Source organism: Microbacterium sp. H6, assembly GCF_003314775.1.
Classification (GTDB): domain Bacteria; phylum Actinomycetota; class Actinomycetes; order Actinomycetales; family Microbacteriaceae; genus Microbacterium; species Microbacterium oxydans.
Genome location: NZ_QOAY01000262.1, coordinates 47,450 through 66,943, shown reverse-complemented (window position 1 = coordinate 66,943; position 19,494 = coordinate 47,450). Strand labels below are relative to the sequence as shown.

Here is a 19,494-nt window from a genome sequence, read left to right as displayed (position 1 = left end):
TCGTCACGGGAATGGTGTTCGGCGGGGCCGCTGCAGCGCAGGCCGCCAGCTGGTTCGGCCCGTTCACCGATCTGTCCTATTGCCAGGCCGAACGACGGATCTTCATGCAGGAGGGCTACAGCGTCGGCTCCTGCGTGCACCGCAGCGGCCAGCCGGGGTACTGGTTCTCCTACTCCTGAACCGGCCCCGAACCGTATTGCAACGTGCCCCCTGTCCTCGTGAGACGGCAGGGGGCACGTGTGCGGGGAAGTGGGAAGTATCTCAGCCTGCGGAGGCGATCATCACGGCGACGACCGCCCACACGACGATGATCCCGAGCGCTGACAGCGCCCTGGCGTCCCAGGAGCGACGGATCGGCGCACTCGCCGCGTGACCCGCAGCAGCCTGCCAGCGGTCGCGGATGTCCGTCAGGCCGCGCAACGACGCGGAGACTTGCACTTCCTCGTCGCGCATCTTGCTTCGTCTCGGACGCGCGTGCGCCGGTCCACCCCAGCAGGTGAGCTCCGTGTCATCGTCGAGCGAGAACCGCAGCTGCCACTGCAGGTCGATGTCACGGACCCGGTGCCAACCGAACTCGGTGCGCCGCAGCATGTTCTGGACGAGTGCCCCGTCGTCGCTGATGCGGACCATCGACACGAAGCTGATCTCGTAGATGATCCACAGGCCGAGGAGCACCCACGGTGCGAGGAGCAGCGTCTGCCCCCAGCCTCCGCGCACGACGGCGTCGCCGAGCAGGAACACCGCCAGAGCGAGGCTCACGACCATGACGACCGTGCCCGAGGACGAGCGGAAGGTCCGCCCGTCCTCGGGAGAGTTCGGCATCGCCACGATCAGAGGCCACCCAGAGGGATGGACGCACCGGGGATCGCTTCGAGCAGACGGCTCGTGTACTCCTGCTTCGGGTTCGCGAAGGTCTCATCGACCGTGCCCTGCTCGACGATCCGGCCGCGCTCCATGACGCAGACCAGATCGCTCGAGACACGCACCACCGCGAGGTCGTGCGTGATGAACAGGTAGGTGAGGCCCAGCTCCGTCTGCAGGTCGGCCAGCAGCCTGAGGATCTGCGCCTGGACGAGCACGTCCAGAGCGGAGACCGCCTCGTCGAGCACCACGATGTCCGGCTTGAGCGCCAGAGCACGCGCGATCGCGACCCGCTGGCGCTGTCCACCCGACAGCTCGCTCGGGTAGCGGGTTGCCAGATCCTGCGGCAATGACACCTGATCCAGAAGCTCACGCACGCGCTCTCGACGCGAAGTGCGATCACCCACACCGTGGATCTCGAGCGGTTCGGCGATGGTGTTCTCGAGATTGCGCAACGGATCCAGAGAACCGTACGGGTCCTGGAACACCGGCTGCATGCGCCGGCGCAGACCGAAGGACTGTGCGCGGGAGAACCCGGACACGTCCATGCCGTCGATCTCGATCGTCCCCGACGTCGGGTCCTCCAGCTTGAGGACCATCTTGGCGACGGTCGACTTGCCCGAGCCCGACTCGCCGACGAGAGCCAGCGTCTTCCCGCGCGGGATCTCGAACGACACGTCGTCTACGGCGCGGAACATCTCGCTGCGGAAACCGCCCTGTCGGATGCGGTAATCCTTGGTGAGGCCGGCCACGCGCACCGTGGGCGGGATGGCGGCGAGATCCTCGAGCGTCTCCACACCGCGGTCCTCGACCACGGCCTGGATGCGCTGCGATGCCACGCTGGGCGCGGCGGCGACGAGGCGCTTGGTGTACGGATGCCGCGGGTTCTGCAGGATCTCCCGGCTCGGTCCCGACTCCACGATGGTGCCGTTCTGCATCACGATCAGGCGCTCCGCGCGCTCGGCTGCGAGTCCGAGGTCGTGCGTGATCAACAGCATCGAGGTTCCGCGGTCGCGGGTCAGGCTCGCCATGTGGTCGAGGATGACGCGCTGCACCGTGACGTCGAGGGCCGAGGTGGGCTCGTCCGCGATCAGAAGCCGGGGGTCCGCGGCCAATCCGATCCCGATGAGCGCTCGCTGGCGCATACCGCCCGAGAACTGGTGAGGGAACTGGCGCAGTCGCTTGGCCGCGTCAGCGAGCCCCGCCTGCTGGAGCACCTCGATCGCCCGAGCCCGGACCGCCGCGCGTCCCTGGGCGAGGCCGTTGGCACGGACCGCCTCCTCGACCTGGAAGCCGATGCTCCAGACGGGGTTGAGGTTCGACATCGGGTCCTGCGGCACGTAGCCGATCGCCTTGCCGCGGATGCGCTCCATCTCCCGCTCGGAGAGGTGCGTGAGCTCCTCGCCGTCCAGGGTGATGCTCCCGCCGGTGACCTTTCCGGTGCCGGCCAGCAGTTTGATGATGGACGTCGCAGCCGTCGACTTGCCCGAACCGGACTCGCCGACGATCGCGACCGTCTCCCCTGCCATGACATCGAAGCTGATCCCATGCAGGACCTGTCGTGTGCCGTTCTGCGTGTCGAACGCGACCGTGAGATCGCGGACGCTCAGCAGCGGGGTCGTTGCTTCACTCATCGGCGTGCCCTCGCCCTCGGGTCGAGGGCGTCTCGGATGAGTTCCCCCAGAAGGATGAACGCGAGCACCGTGATGGTGAGCGCGATCGACGGATAGATCAGTGCCATCGGCGCGACACGCAGCGAGCGTTGTGCCTGGCTGATGTCGTTGCCCCAGGACATGACGTCGCTTCCGAGACCGACACCGAGGAAGCTCAGGGTCGCCTCCGCGACGATACCGCCGGCCAGTGCCAGGGTCGCCAGTACGAGCAGCGGAGCGAACGCGTTCGGGATCACGTGGGACAGAAGGGTGCCGAAACGCCCCTTCCCCAGCGCGGCCGACGCCATCACGAAGTCCGCTTGTTTCACTCTGAGCACTTCCGCCCTGACGACACGCGCCGTCGCGGCCCAGGCGAACCCACCGATCGCGAGGGCGAGGGTGAAGACGTTGCGGTACTGCGCGAACACCGTCATCACGACGACCGCCGCGAGGATGTAGGGGATCGAGAAGAAGATGTCGCCGACGCGGGAGAGCACGGCATCGAGCCATCCTCCGTAGTAGCCGGCGAAGGCACCCATGATCAGACCGAGAGTCGAGCTGATGATCGTCGCCAGCAGGCCGACGCTGATCGATGTGCGCGAGCCCCAGACGATGCGCGACCAGATGTCGCAGCCCTGGAACGTGTAGCCCAGGGGGTGGCCGGCGGCCGGTCCCGCATTGGAGTTCCCGAGCTCACACTGGTTGTTCGGAGGCGTCTGCGTGAAGAGCGTCGGCCACAGGGCCATCAGCAGGATGAGCGCGACGATGCCGAGCGAGATCCAGAACGACGGGCGACGGCGTAGATCGGTCCACGCGTCCCGCCAGAGACTCGCAGGCTTGCCTTTGACGTTGATGGCATCCGTCGGCGGCTGTTCGGCCACCACCGGTGCGACGTAATGAGAGGGACGGTCACTTGACATAGCGGATCCTCGGGTCGAGCAGCCCGTAGAGCAGGTCCACGAGCAGGTTGACGAGAACGTAGATGATGACGAACACCGTCACGAAGGAGACGATCGTCGGTCCTTCGTGCCTCAACGTCGCCTGGAACAGGGTCTGCCCCACGCCGGGAATGTTGAAGATGTACTCCGTCACGGTCGCTCCGACGAGGAGCACACCGAAGTTCGTCGCCGAGTTGGTGATCACCGGGATCAGGGAGTTGCGCAGCACGTGCACGGGGATCACGCGATTGCGTGACAGCCCCTTGCCGTATGCCGTGCGCACCCAGTCCTGGTTGAGGGTGTCGAGCACAGACCCGCGCATGAGCCGCATGCTGGTCGCGTACAGGCTCAGCCCCAGCACGATGGCGGGAAGCCACAGATCGCCCCAGTCGTTCTGGCCACCGACGGTCGGACGGAACCAGCCCAGTTTGATCGCGAGGAAGTACTGCGCGAGGAAGGCGACGACGAAGATCGGCATCGACAGGAAGACGAGCGAGACGATCAGCGAGGCGTGGTCGAACAGCTTGCCCTTGCGGAGCGCGGAGAGCGTTCCGATGATGATCGCGAGCGTGAACTCGATCGCGATCGCCATGATGGCCAGACGTCCCGTGATGGGGAGCGTGCGTGCCAGCACGGTGCTCACGGACTCACCGGAGAACGTCGTTCCCATGTCGCCCTTGAAGACGCCGGTGATGTAGTAGAAGTACTGGACGAGGAATGGGTCGTCCAGGTGATACTGCGCTCGGATCGTGGCGAGCAGCTGCGGGCTCGGCGGTTTGTCACCGAAGAGCGCCGCGATCGGGTCACCCGGCATCAGGAAGACGAGCGCGTAGATGAGAAGCGTCGCACCGAAGAAGACCGGGATCAGCTGAAGAAGTCGCCGCAGGGTGTAGGCGAGCATCCTTGCTCCTTTCGTGGAGTCGGAGTCAGCCGGAGTGCACGACGCGAGGCGGTGACGTCGCCGCCACCGCCTCGCTGCCGTTCACTCCAAGGGCCTACTCGGCCTTGGTGATCTCGTAGTAGAGCGGAACCGAGTTCCAGCCGACGGTGACGTTGTCGACCGAGTCGCCGAAGCCACCGATCGAGTTCTGGTACCAGAGCGGGATGACCGGGAGGTCGTTGAAGAGGATCTCCTGGACCTTCTCGTAAGCCGCGTTCGCGTCGTCCGCGCTCGTGGCCGCTGCACCCTCTGCGAGCAGAGAGTCCACCTCGGGGTTCGAGTAGTCACCGTCGTTCGACGATGCACCCGTGCCGTAGAGCGGCTGCAGGAAGTTGTAGACGGCGGGGTAGTCGCCCTGCCATCCGGAACGGTTCGCCGTCTGGATCGTGCGCTTGCCCGCGTCGTCACGCGCGTTGACCGCTGCGCGGAGCGTGGCGAGGTCAACGTACGGTGCGCCCGACGCCTCGATGCCGAGCGTGTTCTTCAGCGAGTTCGAGACCGCGTCGACCCACACCTGGTGTCCACCATCGGAGTTGTACGCGATCTGGAAGGTGCCGGACCACGGGGAGATGGCGTCAGCCTTCGCCCACAGCTCCTTGGCCTTCTCCGGGTCGTACTTCAGGACGTCGGAACCGGGAACGCTGTCGCTCCAGCCGTCGATGACGGGCGTCGTGAAGTCGCTCGCCGGGGTGCGGGTGTCGGCGAAGATCTTGCTCGTGATCTCGTCGCGGTTGATCGCCAGCGAGATGGCCTGGCGGCGCAGGGTGCCCTCTTCGCCCGAGAAGTGCGGGAGCTGCCCACCGATGGTGAACGACTGGAAGATGGCCGCGGGCTGGTTGGTCGCCCGCTCGCCGAGCTCGTCCTCGAAGACCGCGAGGGAAGCCTCGGGGATCTGGTCGATGACGTCGATGTTGCCGCCGAGCAGGTCGGCGTACGCGCCCTCGGGAGCCGTGTAGAACTTCAGCGTCAGGCCGCCGTTCTGAGCGACGCGCTCACCCTTGTAGTCATCGTTCTTGACGAGGTCGATCTGGACGTCGTGCTGCCATGCTCCCTCCTTGGCGAGCATGTACGGGCCGTTGCCGATCGGGTTCTCGCCGAAGGCGTCCATGTCCTCGAAGGCGACATCGGGCAGCGGGTAGAACGCCGAGTAGCCGAGGCGGGTCACGAAGTCGGAGGCGACGTCACTGCTCAGGTCGATCGTGAAGGTCTGGTCATCGACCTCGGTGAGACCGGTGAGCTCGGAGTCTGCGTCGGGGTTGAAGCCGACGATGTCGGCGAACCAGGACTGGTTCAGTTGCGCGTTGGAGAGCTGCGCACCGTAGTTCCACGCGTCGATGAAGTTGTGGGCGACGACGTCTTCACCGTTGGTGAACTTGTTGCCCTCCTTCAGCTTGACCGTGACCTTGTTCGGCGCGTCGACCGTGATCGACTCGGCCATGTCGTTGACGAGAGCACCGTCGCCGTCGTAGAAGGCGAGACCTGCGAAGACGGAGTCGAGAATCTTGCCGCCGTTGACCTCGTTGGTGTTGGTCGGGATCAGCGCGTTCTCCGGCTCGCCTCCGTTCGCCGAGATGATCGCCGACGCCGAGCCCTTGGAGCCCTCATCGCCGGAGTCGTTCCCGCCTGCGCAACCGGCCAGCGCCAGGGCGCCGACCACGAGCAGAGCGCTGCCCGCGAGGGCAATCCTGTTTCGTTTCACTTTTCGTCCTCCTGTGGACAGTGCTGAGTCTGCGCGCTCATCATCGAGCACGCAGGGATACCTGAGCGTAACCCGCCGCTTGGCCCCCCGCCGCCTTCAGCTAACGAACTGTTACTGAGTGGTGACCATCCGTAACACCCGCGAAACACCTGGAAACACCGGGAAACACAGGACGGTGTCGCGCTTCCGCACGGAAGCGCGACACCGTCTGCTCAGATGCGCACCGGCTCAGGCGAAGGCCTCCACCGGCGGGCAGGCGCACACGAGGTTCCGGTCGCCGTACGCCTGGTCGATGCGACGCACGGGCGGCCAGTACTTGCCGGCGACGAGCGCATGGACGGGGTAGGCGGCTTCCTCCCGCGTGTAGGGGTGCTCCCACTCCCCCGCGATGAGGGATACCGCGGTGTGCGGTGCATGCACCAGCGGATTGTCGTCCGCGGGCCAGCGCCCCGCCGCCACGGCTTCCGCCTCGGCCTTGATCATGATCATGGCCTCGATGAAGCGCTCGATCTCATCGAGATCCTCCGACTCCGTCGGCTCGACCATGAGCGTGCCCGCGACGGGGAACGACATGGTCGGAGCGTGGAAGCCGTAGTCGATGAGGCGCTTGGCCACGTCGTCGACGGTGATTCCGGTCGCCTCCTTGAGCGGACGCAGATCGAGGATGCACTCGTGCGCGACGCGACCGTTCTCCCCCGTGTAGAGCACCGGGAAGTGGCCGCCCAGACGCTCGGCCATGTAGTTGGCGGAGAGCACGGCTGCCGCCGTGGCACGACGAAGACCGTCGGCACCCATCATGCGGACGTACGCCCACGAGATCGGCAGGATCCCCGCGGAACCGTAAGGAGCGGCCGAGATCACACCACCATCGAACGTGTAGCCGCCGAAGTGCTCGGCGCGCTGTGCGAGCGGGTGCGAGGGAAGGTAGGGGGCGAGGTGCGACTTCGCCGCCACCGGACCGATGCCGGGACCTCCCCCACCATGCGGGATGGCGAAGGTCTTGTGCAGGTTGAGGTGCGAGACGTCGCCGCCCAGGTCACCGAAGCGCGCGTAGCCGAGCAGCGCGTTGAGGTTGGCCCCGTCGACGTACACCTGTCCGCCCGCGTCGTGCACGGCGGCCGTGATCTCGACGACCTGCTCCTCGTACACACCGTGCGTCGAGGGGTAGGTGATCATCAGAGCCGAGAGGTCGTCGGCGTGCTGGGCGATCTTCGCGCGCAGGTCGTCGAGGTCGACGTTGCCGAGCTCGTCCGTCGCGACCACGACGACCTTCATGCCCGCGAGCACGGCCGATGCCGCATTCGTGCCATGGGCCGACGAGGGGATGAGGCACACGGTGCGGTGGGTGTCGCCGTTCGCGTGGTGGTACCCGCGGATGGCCAGGAGACCCGCGAGCTCACCCTGCGAACCGGCGTTCGGCTGCAGCGAGACCGCGTCATAACCGGTGACCTCGGCGAGCCAGCCCTCGAGCTGGTCGATGAGCTCGAGGTAGCCCTGCACATCGGACGCCGGGGCGAACGGGTGGATGCCGGCGAACTCGGGCCAGGTGATGGCAGCCATCTCGGTGGCGGCGTTGAGCTTCATGGTGCACGAGCCCAGCGGGATCATGCCGCGATCGAGTGCGTAGTCTCGGTCGGAGAGACTCTTCAGGTACCGCATCATGGCGGTCTCCGAGCGGTGCGAGTGGAACACCGGGTGCGTGAGGTACTCGTCCTGACGGAGCAGGTCTTCCGGGAGCCCCCGCAGCTTGTCCCCGCCGAACATGCCGAACGCGCGGTCGTTCTTGCCGCCGAAGACAGCCGTGACGTGGTGCAGCTCGCCGAGGGTCGTGGTCTCGTCGACGGCGATGCCGACCGTGTCGGCGTCGGCGACGTGCAGCAGGATCCCGTGATCGTCATGGGCCCGAGCGGCGAACTCCGCCGCACGACCGGGCACGCGCACCTGCAGGGTGTCGAAGAAGTCCGCGTGCACGACCTCCACCCCTGCCTCGGTCAGCCAGTCACGCAGCAGCGCCGCCTTCGCCGTGGTCTGGGTCGCGATCTCCCGCAGCCCGTCCGGACCGTGGTACACGGCGTACATCGACGCCATGACGGCGAGCAGCACCTGGGCGGTGCAGATGTTCGACGTGGCCTTCTCGCGGCGGATGTGCTGCTCGCGCGTCTGCAGCGAGAGACGATACGCGGGCTTGCCGTCGGCATCGACCGACACTCCGACGAGGCGACCGGGGAGCTGACGCTCGAGGCCGGAGCGGACGGCCATGTAGCCGGCGTGCGGACCGCCGAAGCCCATCGGCACGCCGAAGCGCTGGGTCGTGCCGACTGCCACGTCGGCGCCGAGTGAGCCGGGAGAGGCGATGAGGGTGAGAGCGAGCAGATCGGCGGCCGCGACCGCGAGAGCGCCGGAGAGGTGCGCGGCGTCGAACACGGCCGACGGGTCCCAGACGCGACCGGATGCGCCGGGGTACTGCACGAAGACACCGAACAGGTCGGCGGGCAGCTCCTCGCCCGCGGCGAAATCGACCGTGACGATGTCGATACCGAGAGCTTCCGCGCGCGTGGCGAGCATCGCCTTGGTCTGCGGGAGCGCATCCGCGTCGACCGCGAACACGGTCGACGCCGACTTCGATGCGCGCCGCGAGAGCAGCATCGCCTCGACCACCGCGGTCGACTCGTCGAGCATGGACGCATTGGCCGTCGTGAGCCCGGTGAGTTCGGCGACCATGGTCTGGAAGTTGATGAGCGCTTCCAGACGCCCCTGGGAGATCTCCGGCTGGTACGGCGTGTAGGCCGTGTACCACGACGGGTTCTCCAGCACGTTCCGCTGGATCACCTGCGGCGTGATGGTGCCGTAGTACCCCAGGCCGATCATGGGTCGGTTCACGGTGTTGCGCGAGGCGAGCACCCGCAGCTCGGCGAGAGCCTCGGTCTCGCTCGCGGCAGAGGGGATGTGTGAAGGCGCGTCCGGGGAGTCGGACGACGGCCCGGTGTAGATCGACGCGGGCACGGCCTGGCGCATGAGCGCCTCGACCGGGTTCAGCGCGCCATCGGCCCCTGGGGTGTCGAGACCCAGGGCCGCGAGCATCGTGCGCTGCGCGGCATCCGTGGGTCCGATGTGACGATCGGCGAAAGTGACCACTGGTGAATCAGCCCTCCGTGAGTGCGACGTACGCGTCGCGGTCGAGCAGTCCGTCCAGCGCACCGGCTGCGACGGAGACCTTGAGCAACCAGCCGCCCTCGAAGGGCGCGGCGTTCACCAGCGACGGATCGTCGACGGCCGCGTCGTTGATCTCGACGACGGTTCCCGATACCGGCGCGTAGAGTTCGCCGACCGACTTCGTCGATTCGATCTCGCCGACGACCGCACCTGCGGTCACCTCGGTGCCGACGGCGGGGAGCTCGACGAACACGACGTCGCCCAGCTTCTCGGCGGCGTAGTCGGTGATGCCGATGGTCACGGTGTCGCCGTCGGCGGCGATCCACTCGTGCTCTTCGGTGTAGTGGAGTGCGGCGAGGTCGGTCATTTGGTCCTCCGATAGAAAGGCAGGGCGGTCACGGTCGCGGGGATCTTGGTTCCCCGCACGTCAAGGAATACTGCGGTTCCCTCTTCCGCGGAAGATGGGGTCACGTAGGCCATCGCGATCGGGTGGCCGAGAGTCGGGCTGAGAGCGCCGCTCGTGATCTCTCCGAGCACGGATCCGTCTTCGTCGACGACGGCGTATCCGGCGCGTCCTGCCCGCTTGCCCTCGGCGACGAGGCCGACCAGGACCGGCGCTTCCGATGCCTCTGTCGAGTCCTCGAAGGACGAGAGCGCCTCCTTGCCGACGAAGTGCTCCTTCGCCGTCACGACGACACGGCCGAGTCCGGCCTGCGAGGGGCGGGTGTCGGTGCTGAGCTCGTGGCCGTAGAGAGGCATCCCGGCCTCCAGACGCAACGTGTCCCGGGCGGCGAGGCCCGCAGGAACGAGACCATGCGGTTCGCCGGCAGCCAGCAGAGCGTCCCACAGGGCTGCGGCGTCGCCGGCAGGAACCAGCAGCTCGAAGCCGTCCTCCCCGGTGTAGCCCGTGCGTGCGATGAGCAGAGGCTCCCCGCGGAAGCGCGCGTCCGCCCAGGCGTAGTACTTCTGCTCCGCCCAGGGCGTGCTCAGCTCGTCGATGCCCGGCGTCGCAGCGAGAATCGCCTCGGCGGCCGGTCCCTGCACGGCGAGCAGCGCGAACAGGTCGGACACATCCTCCACATCGACGCCGCGGTCGCCCAGGAATCCGGCGAAGGTGCGGTCCTCCCCCGGAGCCAGCGGCGGAAACGCCCGCTCGACGAGCGACGGAAAGTCCCGCACGCGCTTGGCGAATCCCGAGTCCACGAAGCCACGGTTGCCGGCGTTGGCGATGACGAGGTAGCGGTCCTCCGCGAGCCGATACGCGATGACATCGTCGACGATTCCGCCGTTCTCATTCAGCATCAGCGAGTACTTCGCCTTGCCGACCGTCATGGCGGAGATGCGACCTGCGAGCGCGAAGTCGAGGAACTCGGCCGCCTTCTCGCCCGTGACGAGGAACTCGGCCATGTGCGAGATGTCGAAGATCCCCGCGTTCTGGCGCACGGCGTGGTGCTCGGCGAGGTCGGAGGTGTAACGCACCGGCATCTGCCAGCCACCGAAGTCGGTGAACGACGCGCCGAGTGCCTCATGGCGTTCGCGCAGCGGGGTGTAGCGGGGGTCGGACATGGAGTTCTCCCGGGCTGTGTCGGGCGGAACGGCGGCATCGCCGTTCCTCGGAACTCCCCCTCTGTCATGGGCCTGAGAGCTTCACCCGTGCACGGAGGCGGGGTTTTCACCGTCGGCGGATCCGCACATGAGACGGATCGCTTTTCAGAGTGGCCGGAACCGCGCGGTACGCGTACCTGAGAGATTGGCGGGGAGGCTTGCTCCTTCGGTGCCCGGCTGCGTTCGCCGGGGCTCTCCCGCGTGGGTCATTCGGCCTGTCTTCAGTTGTGGGTTCAGTCTAGCCGGTCGGCCCGTCGGTGCCGGATTCGCTCGACGCGCGTTCGAATCGCGCGAATGGTCCCATCCTGGACTCGGAAGGGACCATTCGCGCGATTCGAAAGCGCGATTCGAAAGCGCGATTTGAAAGCGCGATTCGAAAGCGCGATTCGAAAGCGGGGTGCGGTGCGGCTATCAGCTGATGCCGAGTTCGGTTCGGACCTCGTCGCGGAGGCGGCCGAGGTTGTCGGGCTCGGGCGCGGCTCCCAGGAGGGTCTTGGTGTACTCGTGCTGCGGGTTGAGGATGACTTCGTCCGCGGGGCCCCGCTCGACGACATCGCCCTTGTAGAGCACCATGATCTCATCGGAGAAATGCCGGGCGGTCGCGAGGTCGTGCGTGATGTACAGCACCCCGAGGTTCTCCTCCCGCTGCAGATCCGCAAGCAGGTTCAACACGCCCAGCCGGATCGACACGTCCAACATGCTCACCGGTTCGTCGGCGACGATGAACCGCGCCCCCGGGGCCAGTGCCCGTGCGATCGCGACGCGCTGCCGCTGCCCACCCGACAGCTCATGCGGGCGACGCTCCGCAAAGCTCTCCCCCGGGCTGAGCCGCACCCGCTCCAACAACTCCACCGCCCTGGCACGCACCTGCGCACTGGAGAGCTGCGGGTGATGCAGGCGGATCGGCCGCTCCAAGTGATGCACGATCGTGTGGAACGGGTTCAACGACGCGAACGGGTCCTGGAACACCATCTGCACATCCGCGCGATACGCCTCCAACGCCCGCCCCCGAGTCCCGGACGGTTTCCCGTCGAGGAGGATCTCCCCACTGGTGGGGGTCTCCAACTTCATCAGCATCCGCGCGATCGTCGACTTCCCCGACCCCGACTCCCCCACCAGAGCGAGCGTCTTCCCGGCCTCGATCGTGAACGACACATCCTTCACCGCATGCAGGATGCTCGTCCTGAACCCGGAACGCAGGTGGAAGTCCTTGACGAGGTTCCGCGCCTCCAACGTCGCCGTCCCCGGCACCGTCGTCCCGGTGCTATTCGTATGGGTGGTCATCGGACGCCCTCCTGGCTCACACCGGTACGCACGAAATCGCCCCGCTCACCCTTCAACGACGGGAAACTCGACAACAACCGTCGCGTGTACTCATGCTGCGGGGAACGGTAGATCTCCTCCGCCGTCCCCTCCTCCACGATCTGCCCCTGCAACATGATCGCGATCCGGTCGCTGATCTCGATCAACATCGGCAGATCATGCGTGATGAAGATCACCGCGAACCCGAGCTTCTCCCGCAACCGCATGATCTCCCGGATGATGCCGCGCTGCACGACCACATCCAACGCCGTCGTCGGCTCATCCATGATCATCACCTGCGGATCCAACGCCAGAGCCATCGCGATCATCATCCGCTGACGCATACCCCCGGACAACTCATGCGGGAAACTCGACAACCGGGACGGATCCACCCCCACCAACGTGAGCAGCTCCTCCGCCCGCGCCGTCTTCGCCTTCTTACTCATCCCAGGACGATGCGTGTCGAAGATGTCGAAGATCTGCGCCCTCACACTGATCACCGGATTCAACGAGTTCATCGCGCCCTGGAACACCATCGAGATCTTGTCCCACCGGAACGCCCGAAGACCCTCCCCATCCAAACCCACGATGTCGATGTCATGACCGTCCCGGTCATGGAACACGATCTCTCCGCCCGTCATCAACGCCGGCGCCTTCAACAACCGGTTCATGCCGTACGCGAGAGTCGTCTTCCCACACCCCGACTCCCCGGCCAGGCCCAGGATCTCCCCACGGTTCAACGTCAGCGAGACGTTTCGCACGGCCTTCACCGGCGGATCCACCTCATACTCGATCGACACATTCCGCGCCGTCAGCACAGGCTCGCTCATGCGGTGACCCCCTTGGTCTTGGCGGCCTTGCGCACGCGGCGCGCGGCTTCGGGTGCATTGCGCAGCTTCGGGTTGATGACCTCGTCGATGGCGAAGTTGATCAGCGACAGGCCGGCGCCGAGGAGCGCGATCATGAGTCCCGGCGGGACGAACCACCACCAGGCCCCACGTCCGAGCGCCTGCCCCGACTGGGCGTCGTTGAGGATCGATCCCCAGGTGATCGACGAGTTGGGTCCGAGGCCGAGGTACGACAGGCCGGCCTCGCCGAGGATCGCGAAGATGATCGCGAAGAGGAACTGGGCCGCCAGCAGCGGCAGCAGGTTCGGCATGATCTCGACGAGGATGACGCGGAACGACCGCTCGCCCGCGACCTTCGAGGCGTAGACGTAGTCGCGTGTGCGGAGCGAGCGCGTCTGCAGCCGGAGCACGTACGCCGCCCCGGCCCAGGAGGTGATGCCGAGCACGAAGGCGACGAGCTGCCAGCTGCGCTGCGGGACGAACGAGGCGATGACCATCACCAGCGGCAGTCCGGGGATCACGATCATGACGTTCGTGAGCAGGGCGAGGCCGTCTTCACGCCACCCACCCAGGTAGCCGGCGAGCACACCGAACAGGAGGGAGAGGACGATCGCGATGCTGCCGGCCGTCACGCCGATGAGCAGCGAGCCCTGGGCACCGGTCGCGAGCTGGGCGAACATGTCGTTGCCGAGCTTGGTCGTGCCGAGCCAGTGCTCGGCCGACGGCGGCTGAAGCGCTGGGTTGGCCGTGCTCCGCGGGTTCTGGGAGAAGATCGGCGCGATGATCGCGAACAGCACGATCGCCAGCACGATGCACACGCCCACGATGAACTTCGGCGAGGTGCTGGGCAGGATGCGGCGACGCTTTCGTTCCTGACGCTGTGTGGCGAGAGCGACGGTGCCCTCAGGGGCGACGGTGGGTGGCTCCTCCGTGAGGAGCGGGTTCTTCGTGTCAGACATTCTGGCGAGCCCTCGGGTCGATGAAGCCATAGACGAGGTCCATGATGAAGTTGGCGGCGAGCACCGTTAGCGTGATGACGAGGAACAGCCCCTGCATCAGCGCGTAGTCGTTGTTGGTCACGGCCTGGAACATCAGCTTGCCGATGCCGGGGTAGGTGAACACCTGCTCCATGACGATGGAGCCGGCCACGACGAAACCGAGCGTGATCGAGAAGCCGGCGATCGAGGGGATCGCGGCGTTGCGGGCAGCGTAGGTGGTGAGCACCCGGCGCGGGCGCAGGCCCTTGGCCTCGGCCGTGAGCACATAGTCCTCGGCGAGCGTCGAGACCATCATGTTGCGCATGCCGAACATCCAGCCGCCGACCGAGCTGATCACGATGGTGACGGCGGGAAGGATGGCGTGGGCGACGGCGTCGCTGAAGAAGGCCCACGTCGGCTCGGGGCCGTCGGGGAAGTCGAACACGTCGTAGCCGCCGAAGATGGGGAACCAGCCGAGGCCGACCGCGAACACCGCCACCAGGATCAGCGCCATCCAGAAGTACGGGATCGACTGCAGCACGGTCGTTGCCGGGATCAGGTGGTCGACCCAGGTGCCGCGCTTCCAGCCGGCCCAGGCCCCGAGCACGACGCCGAGGACGAAGGAGATGACCGTCGCGGTGCCGACGAGGATGAGCGTCCAGGGAAGAGCACCGGCGATGAGCTCCGTCACCGGGGTGGGGAACTTCGTCACCGAGACGCCGAGGTCGCCCTGGAACATCCGCCCCCAGTACGCGAGGTACTGATCCCACAGCGACGAGTCGTCGCCGCCGAGCAGGAGCCTGATATTGCGGATGGTCGTCTCTGAGACGTCGCCGCCCGCCCGCTGCATCTTGGCGATCATGATGTCGGCGGGGTTTCCCGGCATGAGCCGGGGAAGAAAGAAGTTGATGGATATCGCGGCCCAGAGCGTGAACGCGTAGAACCCGATTCTTCGTGCATAGAACTTCATGTCACTGTTTCCTGACTTCCTTCTTCCCCGACTCCTCTCGTGTTACTTGACCGGCTGCAGCTGCGTCAGGACGTAGCCTGCCGCGATCGCACCCCAGGACGGCGGGAAGGCGTAGAGGTCTTCCTCCGTCGGCCAGCCCGTGTAGTCCTTCGTGTTGTAGAAGGTCTGCGTCGCGTTGATGACGAGCGGGATGTAGGGCAGGTCACGCACGATCTCGGTCTGGATCGTGGCGTACAGCTCCTTCTTCGTCGCCTCGTCGTTCGTGCTGATCGCCGACTGGATCGCCGTGTCGACGACCGGGTTGCTGTAGCGGCTGAAGTTCCAGCGTCCTGCGGGGATCTCGGTGCCGACCGGGGTCGTCGACTCGACGGCCGTGCCGCCGAACCAGTCGCGGTAGATCTGGAACGGGTCGGCGACGGACGTGCCGATCACACCACCCATGATGAGCTGGAACTCGCCACCCTGACGGGAATCGGAGAACTCCTGCCACTGCACCGTCGATGCCGTGATCTTGATGCCTGCGGCCTCGGCCTGCTCGGCGATCAGCTTCGCGGCGTCGTTGTAGTCGGTCCAGCCGTCGACCGAGGTGAGCGTGAGCTCGAGCGGAACCCCGCCCTTCTCGTAGATGCCGCTCGAACCCTTGGTGTAACCGGCGGCCTCGAGGATCGAACCGGCCTCGGCGGCGTTGGCCTCCTGCGGGCTGACCTCGTTGGCCGGGTCGGCGAGCCACTTCTCGTCGCGCGGCAGCAGCGTGAAAGCCGGCGAGATGTCGCCCGTGAGGCCGACGAATGCCTTGTCCTTGATGATGCCGCGGTCGATCGCCACGTTGAGTGCCTGACGCACCGCGACGTCCGTCTGCGGGCCGGTGCAGCCGAGCTCGGCGTTCGAGCAGGTGTAGAGCACCGTCGGGTCCTGCGGGGTGTTGATCCAGTCGATCTTGCCGTTGCCGGTCACGTCATCCGGGTTGGGGATGAACATGCCGGTCCAGTCGAGCTTGCCGGCGGCGAGCAGGTCCTGTGCCGTCTGGTTGTTGTCGACCGCGATGTACTGGACCTTCTTGACGCCGAGCTTGTCGGCATCGCGGTAGTTCTTGTTCGCGACGAGGGTGTAGGACTCGCTCGTGGTCTTGTCGACCACGTAGGGGCCGGATCCGACGGGCTCTTCGTTCGTGAAGTTGGCGAAGTCTTTGACGTCCTTCCAGACGTGCTCGGGGAGGATGTAGCTCGACCCCATCCGCTGGAACTCGGTCGTGTACTGGGCAGACGAGTACGTCAGCACGGCGGTGGTGTCGTCCGTGGCCTCGGCGGAGATCAGACCGTTGCCCTCGGGGTTGTTGGCCTCGTAATTGAACGAGAACGCGACGTCCTTGGCGGTCAGGGGCTCACCGTCGCTCCACTTGAGGTCGGGCTTGATGGTGACCGTGATCACCGTGCCGTCCTCGTTGTACTCGAACGAGTCGCCGATCAGGCCGACCGGCTCGGAGTCCGCGGTCTTGTTGTAGAAGAACAGCGGCTCGTAGATCGGCCCGAGCGCGCCGTGGAGCACGGTCGGAGCGAACGGGTTGTAGTTCGCGGCGATGGGGGTCTGGCTGCCGGCCCAGACACGCAGGGCCTTGTCGCCATCGGCGTTGCCACTGTCGCTGCCGCCGCCACAGGCGGTGAGGCCCAGGGCGAGGACGGATGCACCGGCAATCGCGGTGAGCGCGATCTTGCGCCTTCCGTTACGGATCATTTCTCTTGTTTCCTCTCGGTGCTGCACTGCAGGAGGGATCGCTCCGGATGGAGCAGAACCCCGGAGGTGGGGTTCTCGGGCCCGGGGAGACGACCGGCGGCCACTCCCGAAGGGGTTTGTTAGGACAGTAACCTAACAAACCCCGTCCTCGTGGACAAGCCTCCTCGCGCTCCCCAGATAACGTTTCGGACTCAGCCCGGATCCTCGTCACAGAGGACCACTAAGAGTCTCGATGACACTAAGATCGACATCGGAGGTTAAGGTGCGAATGACTCAAAGCGGTGACATCCGAGTCGCCGTCTCGACGGTGATCCTGACGCTGCGGAGGACCGACGACGGACGGGCGGTGCTCTCCCTGCCCCTCGTGCTGCGCACCCGCGAGCCCTTCGCCGGCCAGTGGGCACTCCCCGGAGGTTGGCTCACCTCGACGGAGTCTCCCGTCGATGCCGCGGCCCGCAGCCTCGCCGAGACAACGGGACTCGCCCCCAGCTACCTCGAGCAGCTGTATGCCTTCGGAGCGGTCGACCGCTCCCCCACGCGGGTCGTCTCCATCGTGTACTGGGCCCTGTTGCGGCAGGACGACGTGACCGCGCAGAGCGCCGCACATCGCGCAGCCGGGCACTATCCCGAGAACGTCCGCTGGTTCGACGTCGAGGAGCTGCCGGACCTCGCGTTCGACCATGACCGGATCGTCGAGTACGCGCTGTGGCGACTGCGCAACAAGGTGGGGTACAGCCGGGTCGCACAGGGGTTCCTCCCCGCCGAGTTCACGCTCGCCGAGTTGCGCGAAGCCTATGAATCGATCCTCGGACGCGCCCTCGACCCCGCCAACTTCCGTCGCCAGGTGGAGGCGGCGGGCAATCTGCTCCCGACCGACCGGTTCCGCACCGGAAGCCACCGGCCCGCACGTCTGTATCGCGACAACACCGACATCGAGCTCGCCGATCGCGGCCCGCTCCGACCCGAGGAAACGAGCATCCGATGAGCATCACCTTCGTCCCCGCTCCCGCCGTACCACCGCTGGACCCCTCCGTCGACCATGCGATCCAGGCGATCGTCACCGGCGCGTCCACGGACGCCACGTGCGCGACGGATCTCGCCGCAGGACCGTGGGACTTCGACGCGCGGCCCGGATACGGACCGGGCTCATCGATGGGAGACGTGATCCCGACCGGTGCCCCGCGACAAGGCGAGCTGCCTTCCGAGTACCGCGAGGCTTCGGAAGAGGAACTCGACGGGAGGATCCGGGCGGCCAAGGCCACGCTCGGCGACCGGGTGCTCATCCTCGGACACTTCTATCAGCGCGAAGAGGTCGTGCAGCACGCGGACTACGTCGGGGACTCGTTCCAGCTGGCGACGGCGGCGAAGGGCAGAGCCGATGCCGAGGCGATCGTGTTCTGCGGCGTGCACTTCATGGCCGAGACCGCCGATCTGCTCTCGCAACCCGATCAGGCGGTGATCCTCCCCAATCTCGCCGCGGGGTGCTCGATGGCCGACATGGCCGACATCGACCAGGTCGAGGAGTGCTGGGAGCAGCTCGAGGACGTCTTCGGGGACCTCGCGGCCGCAGACGCCGACGGCCGCGTGCCCGTGATCCCCGTGACGTACATGAACTCCTCGGCGGCGATCAAAGGCTTCGTCGGGCGACACGGCGGGATCGTGTGCACGTCGTCGAATGCGCGGACCGTGCTGGAGTGGGCATTCGAGCGGGGGCGGCGGGTCCTGTTCTTCCCCGACCAGCACCTGGGCCGCAACACCGCCAAGGCCATGGGAGTGCCGCTCGATCAGATGCCCATGTGGAACCCGCGGCGAGCGCTGGGCGGCTCGTCCGCCGAGCAGTTGCTCGACTCGCGTGTCATCCTGTGGCACGGGTTCTGCTCCGTGCACCGACGCTTCACGGTCGACCAGATCGACCAAGCGCGCACCGATCACCCCGGTGTCCGCGTGATCGTGCACCCCGAATGTCCGATGGAGGTCGTCGACGCCGCCGACGAAGCAGGGTCGACCGAGTACATCCGCCGGGCGATCGACACGGCGACCGAACCGACCACCTTCGCGATCGGCACCGAGATCAACCTCGTCCGTCGACTCGCTGCGCAGTATCCGCAGCACGAGATCTTCTGCCTCGACCCCGTGGTGTGCCCGTGCTCGACGATGTACCGCATCCACCCCGGCTACCTCGCGTGGGTGCTGGAGGAGCTGGTGGCCGGTCGCACGCCGAACCGCATCACCGTGTCCGACGACGTCGCCGTCCCCGCTCGGGTGGCGCTGGAACGGATGCTCGCGGCGAAGCCCCCGGCGGTCGCGGGCACACGATGAAGGTCATCATCGTCGGGTCGGGCATCGCGGGGCTCACCGCGGCGCTGCACGCGCACGAGTCGGGTCACGACGTGACGATCGTCACCAAGGGTGACCTCGGCGACGGCTGCACCGGGTTCGCTCAGGGGGGTGTCGCCGGAGCGTACGGCCCGGGCGACTCCCCGTCGTCGCATGCCGCCGACACGCAGATCGCCGGCGCCGGGCTGTCCGATCCGGACGCGGTGAGTGTGCTGGTCGCCGACGGCGCGGAGCGGATCGCCGAGCTGATCGCACGGGGTGTCGGCTTCGACCGCGACGACGACGGTTCACTGCGACTCGGACGCGAGGCGGCGCACAGCCACGCCCGCATCGCGCATGCGGGCGGCGATGCCACCGGGGCGGCGATCTCCGCGGCCCTCGTCGAATGCGCACGTCGCGCGCGCATCCCCGTTCTCACCGGCGCTTTCCTTGTCGACCTCGTGAAGCGCGACGGTGTCGTTCGGGGTATCCGAATCCGTCG

Annotated in this window: 16 protein-coding genes and 1 riboswitch; of the genes, 3 read left to right on the top strand and 13 right to left on the bottom strand. The window is 66.7% G+C overall.

The features are described from left to right. Positions 1-261 precede the first annotated feature (261 nt). The 13 genes from DSP71_RS17275 to DSP71_RS17215 form a co-directional block, all read right to left on the bottom strand. On the bottom strand, positions 262-822 hold the full coding sequence (locus tag DSP71_RS17275) for a PH domain-containing protein (protein WP_113681686.1): 561 nt from the start codon (positions 820-822) through the stop codon (positions 262-264). Between the two features lie 8 nt (positions 823-830). After that, positions 831-2,495 carry an ABC transporter ATP-binding protein gene (locus DSP71_RS17270; RefSeq protein WP_113681682.1) on the bottom strand — a complete coding sequence of 555 codons (1,665 nt, stop codon included), beginning with the start codon at positions 2,493-2,495 and terminating at the stop codon, positions 831-833. Next, a complete protein-coding gene (locus tag DSP71_RS17265) occupies positions 2,492-3,433 on the bottom strand; it encodes an ABC transporter permease (RefSeq protein WP_046749580.1) in 942 nt (313 codons plus the stop codon). Before DSP71_RS17265 ends, DSP71_RS17270 begins: the two co-directional genes overlap by 4 nt. Beyond that, the gene (locus DSP71_RS17260; protein WP_046749581.1) at positions 3,423-4,352 is read right to left on the bottom strand and encodes an ABC transporter permease; all 930 of its coding nucleotides are present in this window, start codon (positions 4,350-4,352) and stop codon (positions 3,423-3,425) included. The genes DSP71_RS17265 and DSP71_RS17260 overlap by 11 nt, the downstream gene beginning before the upstream one ends. Before the next feature lie 94 nt (positions 4,353-4,446). After that, complete coding sequence (locus tag DSP71_RS17255; protein ID WP_046749582.1) at positions 4,447-6,090, bottom strand: ABC transporter substrate-binding protein; 1,644 nt, start codon at positions 6,088-6,090, stop codon at positions 4,447-4,449. A 228-nt stretch (positions 6,091-6,318) separates the two neighbouring features. Beyond that, on the bottom strand, positions 6,319-9,171 hold the full coding sequence (gene gcvP, locus DSP71_RS17250; RefSeq protein ID WP_218867623.1) for an aminomethyl-transferring glycine dehydrogenase: 2,853 nt from the start codon (positions 9,169-9,171) through the stop codon (positions 6,319-6,321). Positions 9,172-9,232: 61 nt separating this feature from the next. Further along, complete coding sequence (gene gcvH, locus DSP71_RS17245; RefSeq protein ID WP_046749583.1) at positions 9,233-9,610, bottom strand: glycine cleavage system protein GcvH; 378 nt, start codon at positions 9,608-9,610, stop codon at positions 9,233-9,235. After that, the gene (locus DSP71_RS17240; RefSeq protein ID WP_113681680.1) at positions 9,607-10,809 is read right to left on the bottom strand and encodes a glycine cleavage system aminomethyltransferase GcvT; all 1,203 of its coding nucleotides are present in this window, start codon (positions 10,807-10,809) and stop codon (positions 9,607-9,609) included. Before DSP71_RS17240 ends, gcvH begins: the two co-directional genes overlap by 4 nt. 154 nt (positions 10,810-10,963) lie before the next feature. Beyond that, positions 10,964-11,058, bottom strand: a riboswitch (glycine riboswitch). 201 nt (positions 11,059-11,259) lie between these two features. Beyond that, a complete protein-coding gene (locus DSP71_RS17235) occupies positions 11,260-12,132 on the bottom strand; it encodes an ABC transporter ATP-binding protein (protein WP_113681679.1) in 873 nt (290 codons plus the stop codon). After that, positions 12,129-12,980 carry an ABC transporter ATP-binding protein gene (locus tag DSP71_RS17230; protein ID WP_113681678.1) on the bottom strand — a complete coding sequence of 284 codons (852 nt, stop codon included), beginning with the start codon at positions 12,978-12,980 and terminating at the stop codon, positions 12,129-12,131. Before DSP71_RS17230 ends, DSP71_RS17235 begins: the two co-directional genes overlap by 4 nt. After that, positions 12,977-13,957, bottom strand: coding sequence for an ABC transporter permease (locus DSP71_RS17225; protein WP_058631909.1), 981 nt, complete (start codon positions 13,955-13,957; stop codon positions 12,977-12,979). The genes DSP71_RS17230 and DSP71_RS17225 overlap by 4 nt, the downstream gene beginning before the upstream one ends. After that, positions 13,950-14,945 carry an ABC transporter permease gene (locus DSP71_RS17220; protein ID WP_058631908.1) on the bottom strand — a complete coding sequence of 332 codons (996 nt, stop codon included), beginning with the start codon at positions 14,943-14,945 and terminating at the stop codon, positions 13,950-13,952. The genes DSP71_RS17225 and DSP71_RS17220 overlap by 8 nt, the downstream gene beginning before the upstream one ends. A 42-nt stretch (positions 14,946-14,987) precedes the next feature. Then, positions 14,988-16,676 (bottom strand): ABC transporter substrate-binding protein, encoded by a 1,689-nt coding sequence (locus tag DSP71_RS17215; protein WP_046749589.1) that lies wholly within the window; start codon positions 16,674-16,676, stop codon positions 14,988-14,990. A gap of 268 nt (positions 16,677-16,944) precedes the next feature. Between DSP71_RS17215 and DSP71_RS17210 the strand changes: the two genes are divergently transcribed. From DSP71_RS17210 to DSP71_RS24190, 3 genes are all read left to right on the top strand, one after another. Next, positions 16,945-17,661: an NrtR DNA-binding winged helix domain-containing protein gene (locus DSP71_RS17210; RefSeq protein ID WP_113681677.1), complete on the top strand. Its 717-nt coding sequence runs from the start codon at positions 16,945-16,947 to the stop codon at positions 17,659-17,661. Continuing rightward, entirely contained in the window at positions 17,658-18,995 is a 1,338-nt protein-coding gene (nadA, locus tag DSP71_RS17205; protein ID WP_113681676.1) for a quinolinate synthase NadA, read from the top strand. The genes DSP71_RS17210 and nadA overlap by 4 nt, the downstream gene beginning before the upstream one ends. Then, the coding region (locus tag DSP71_RS24190) for an FAD-dependent oxidoreductase (protein ID WP_258546515.1) at positions 18,992-19,494 on the top strand (503 nt) is incomplete at its 3' end. The genes nadA and DSP71_RS24190, both read left to right, overlap by 4 nt.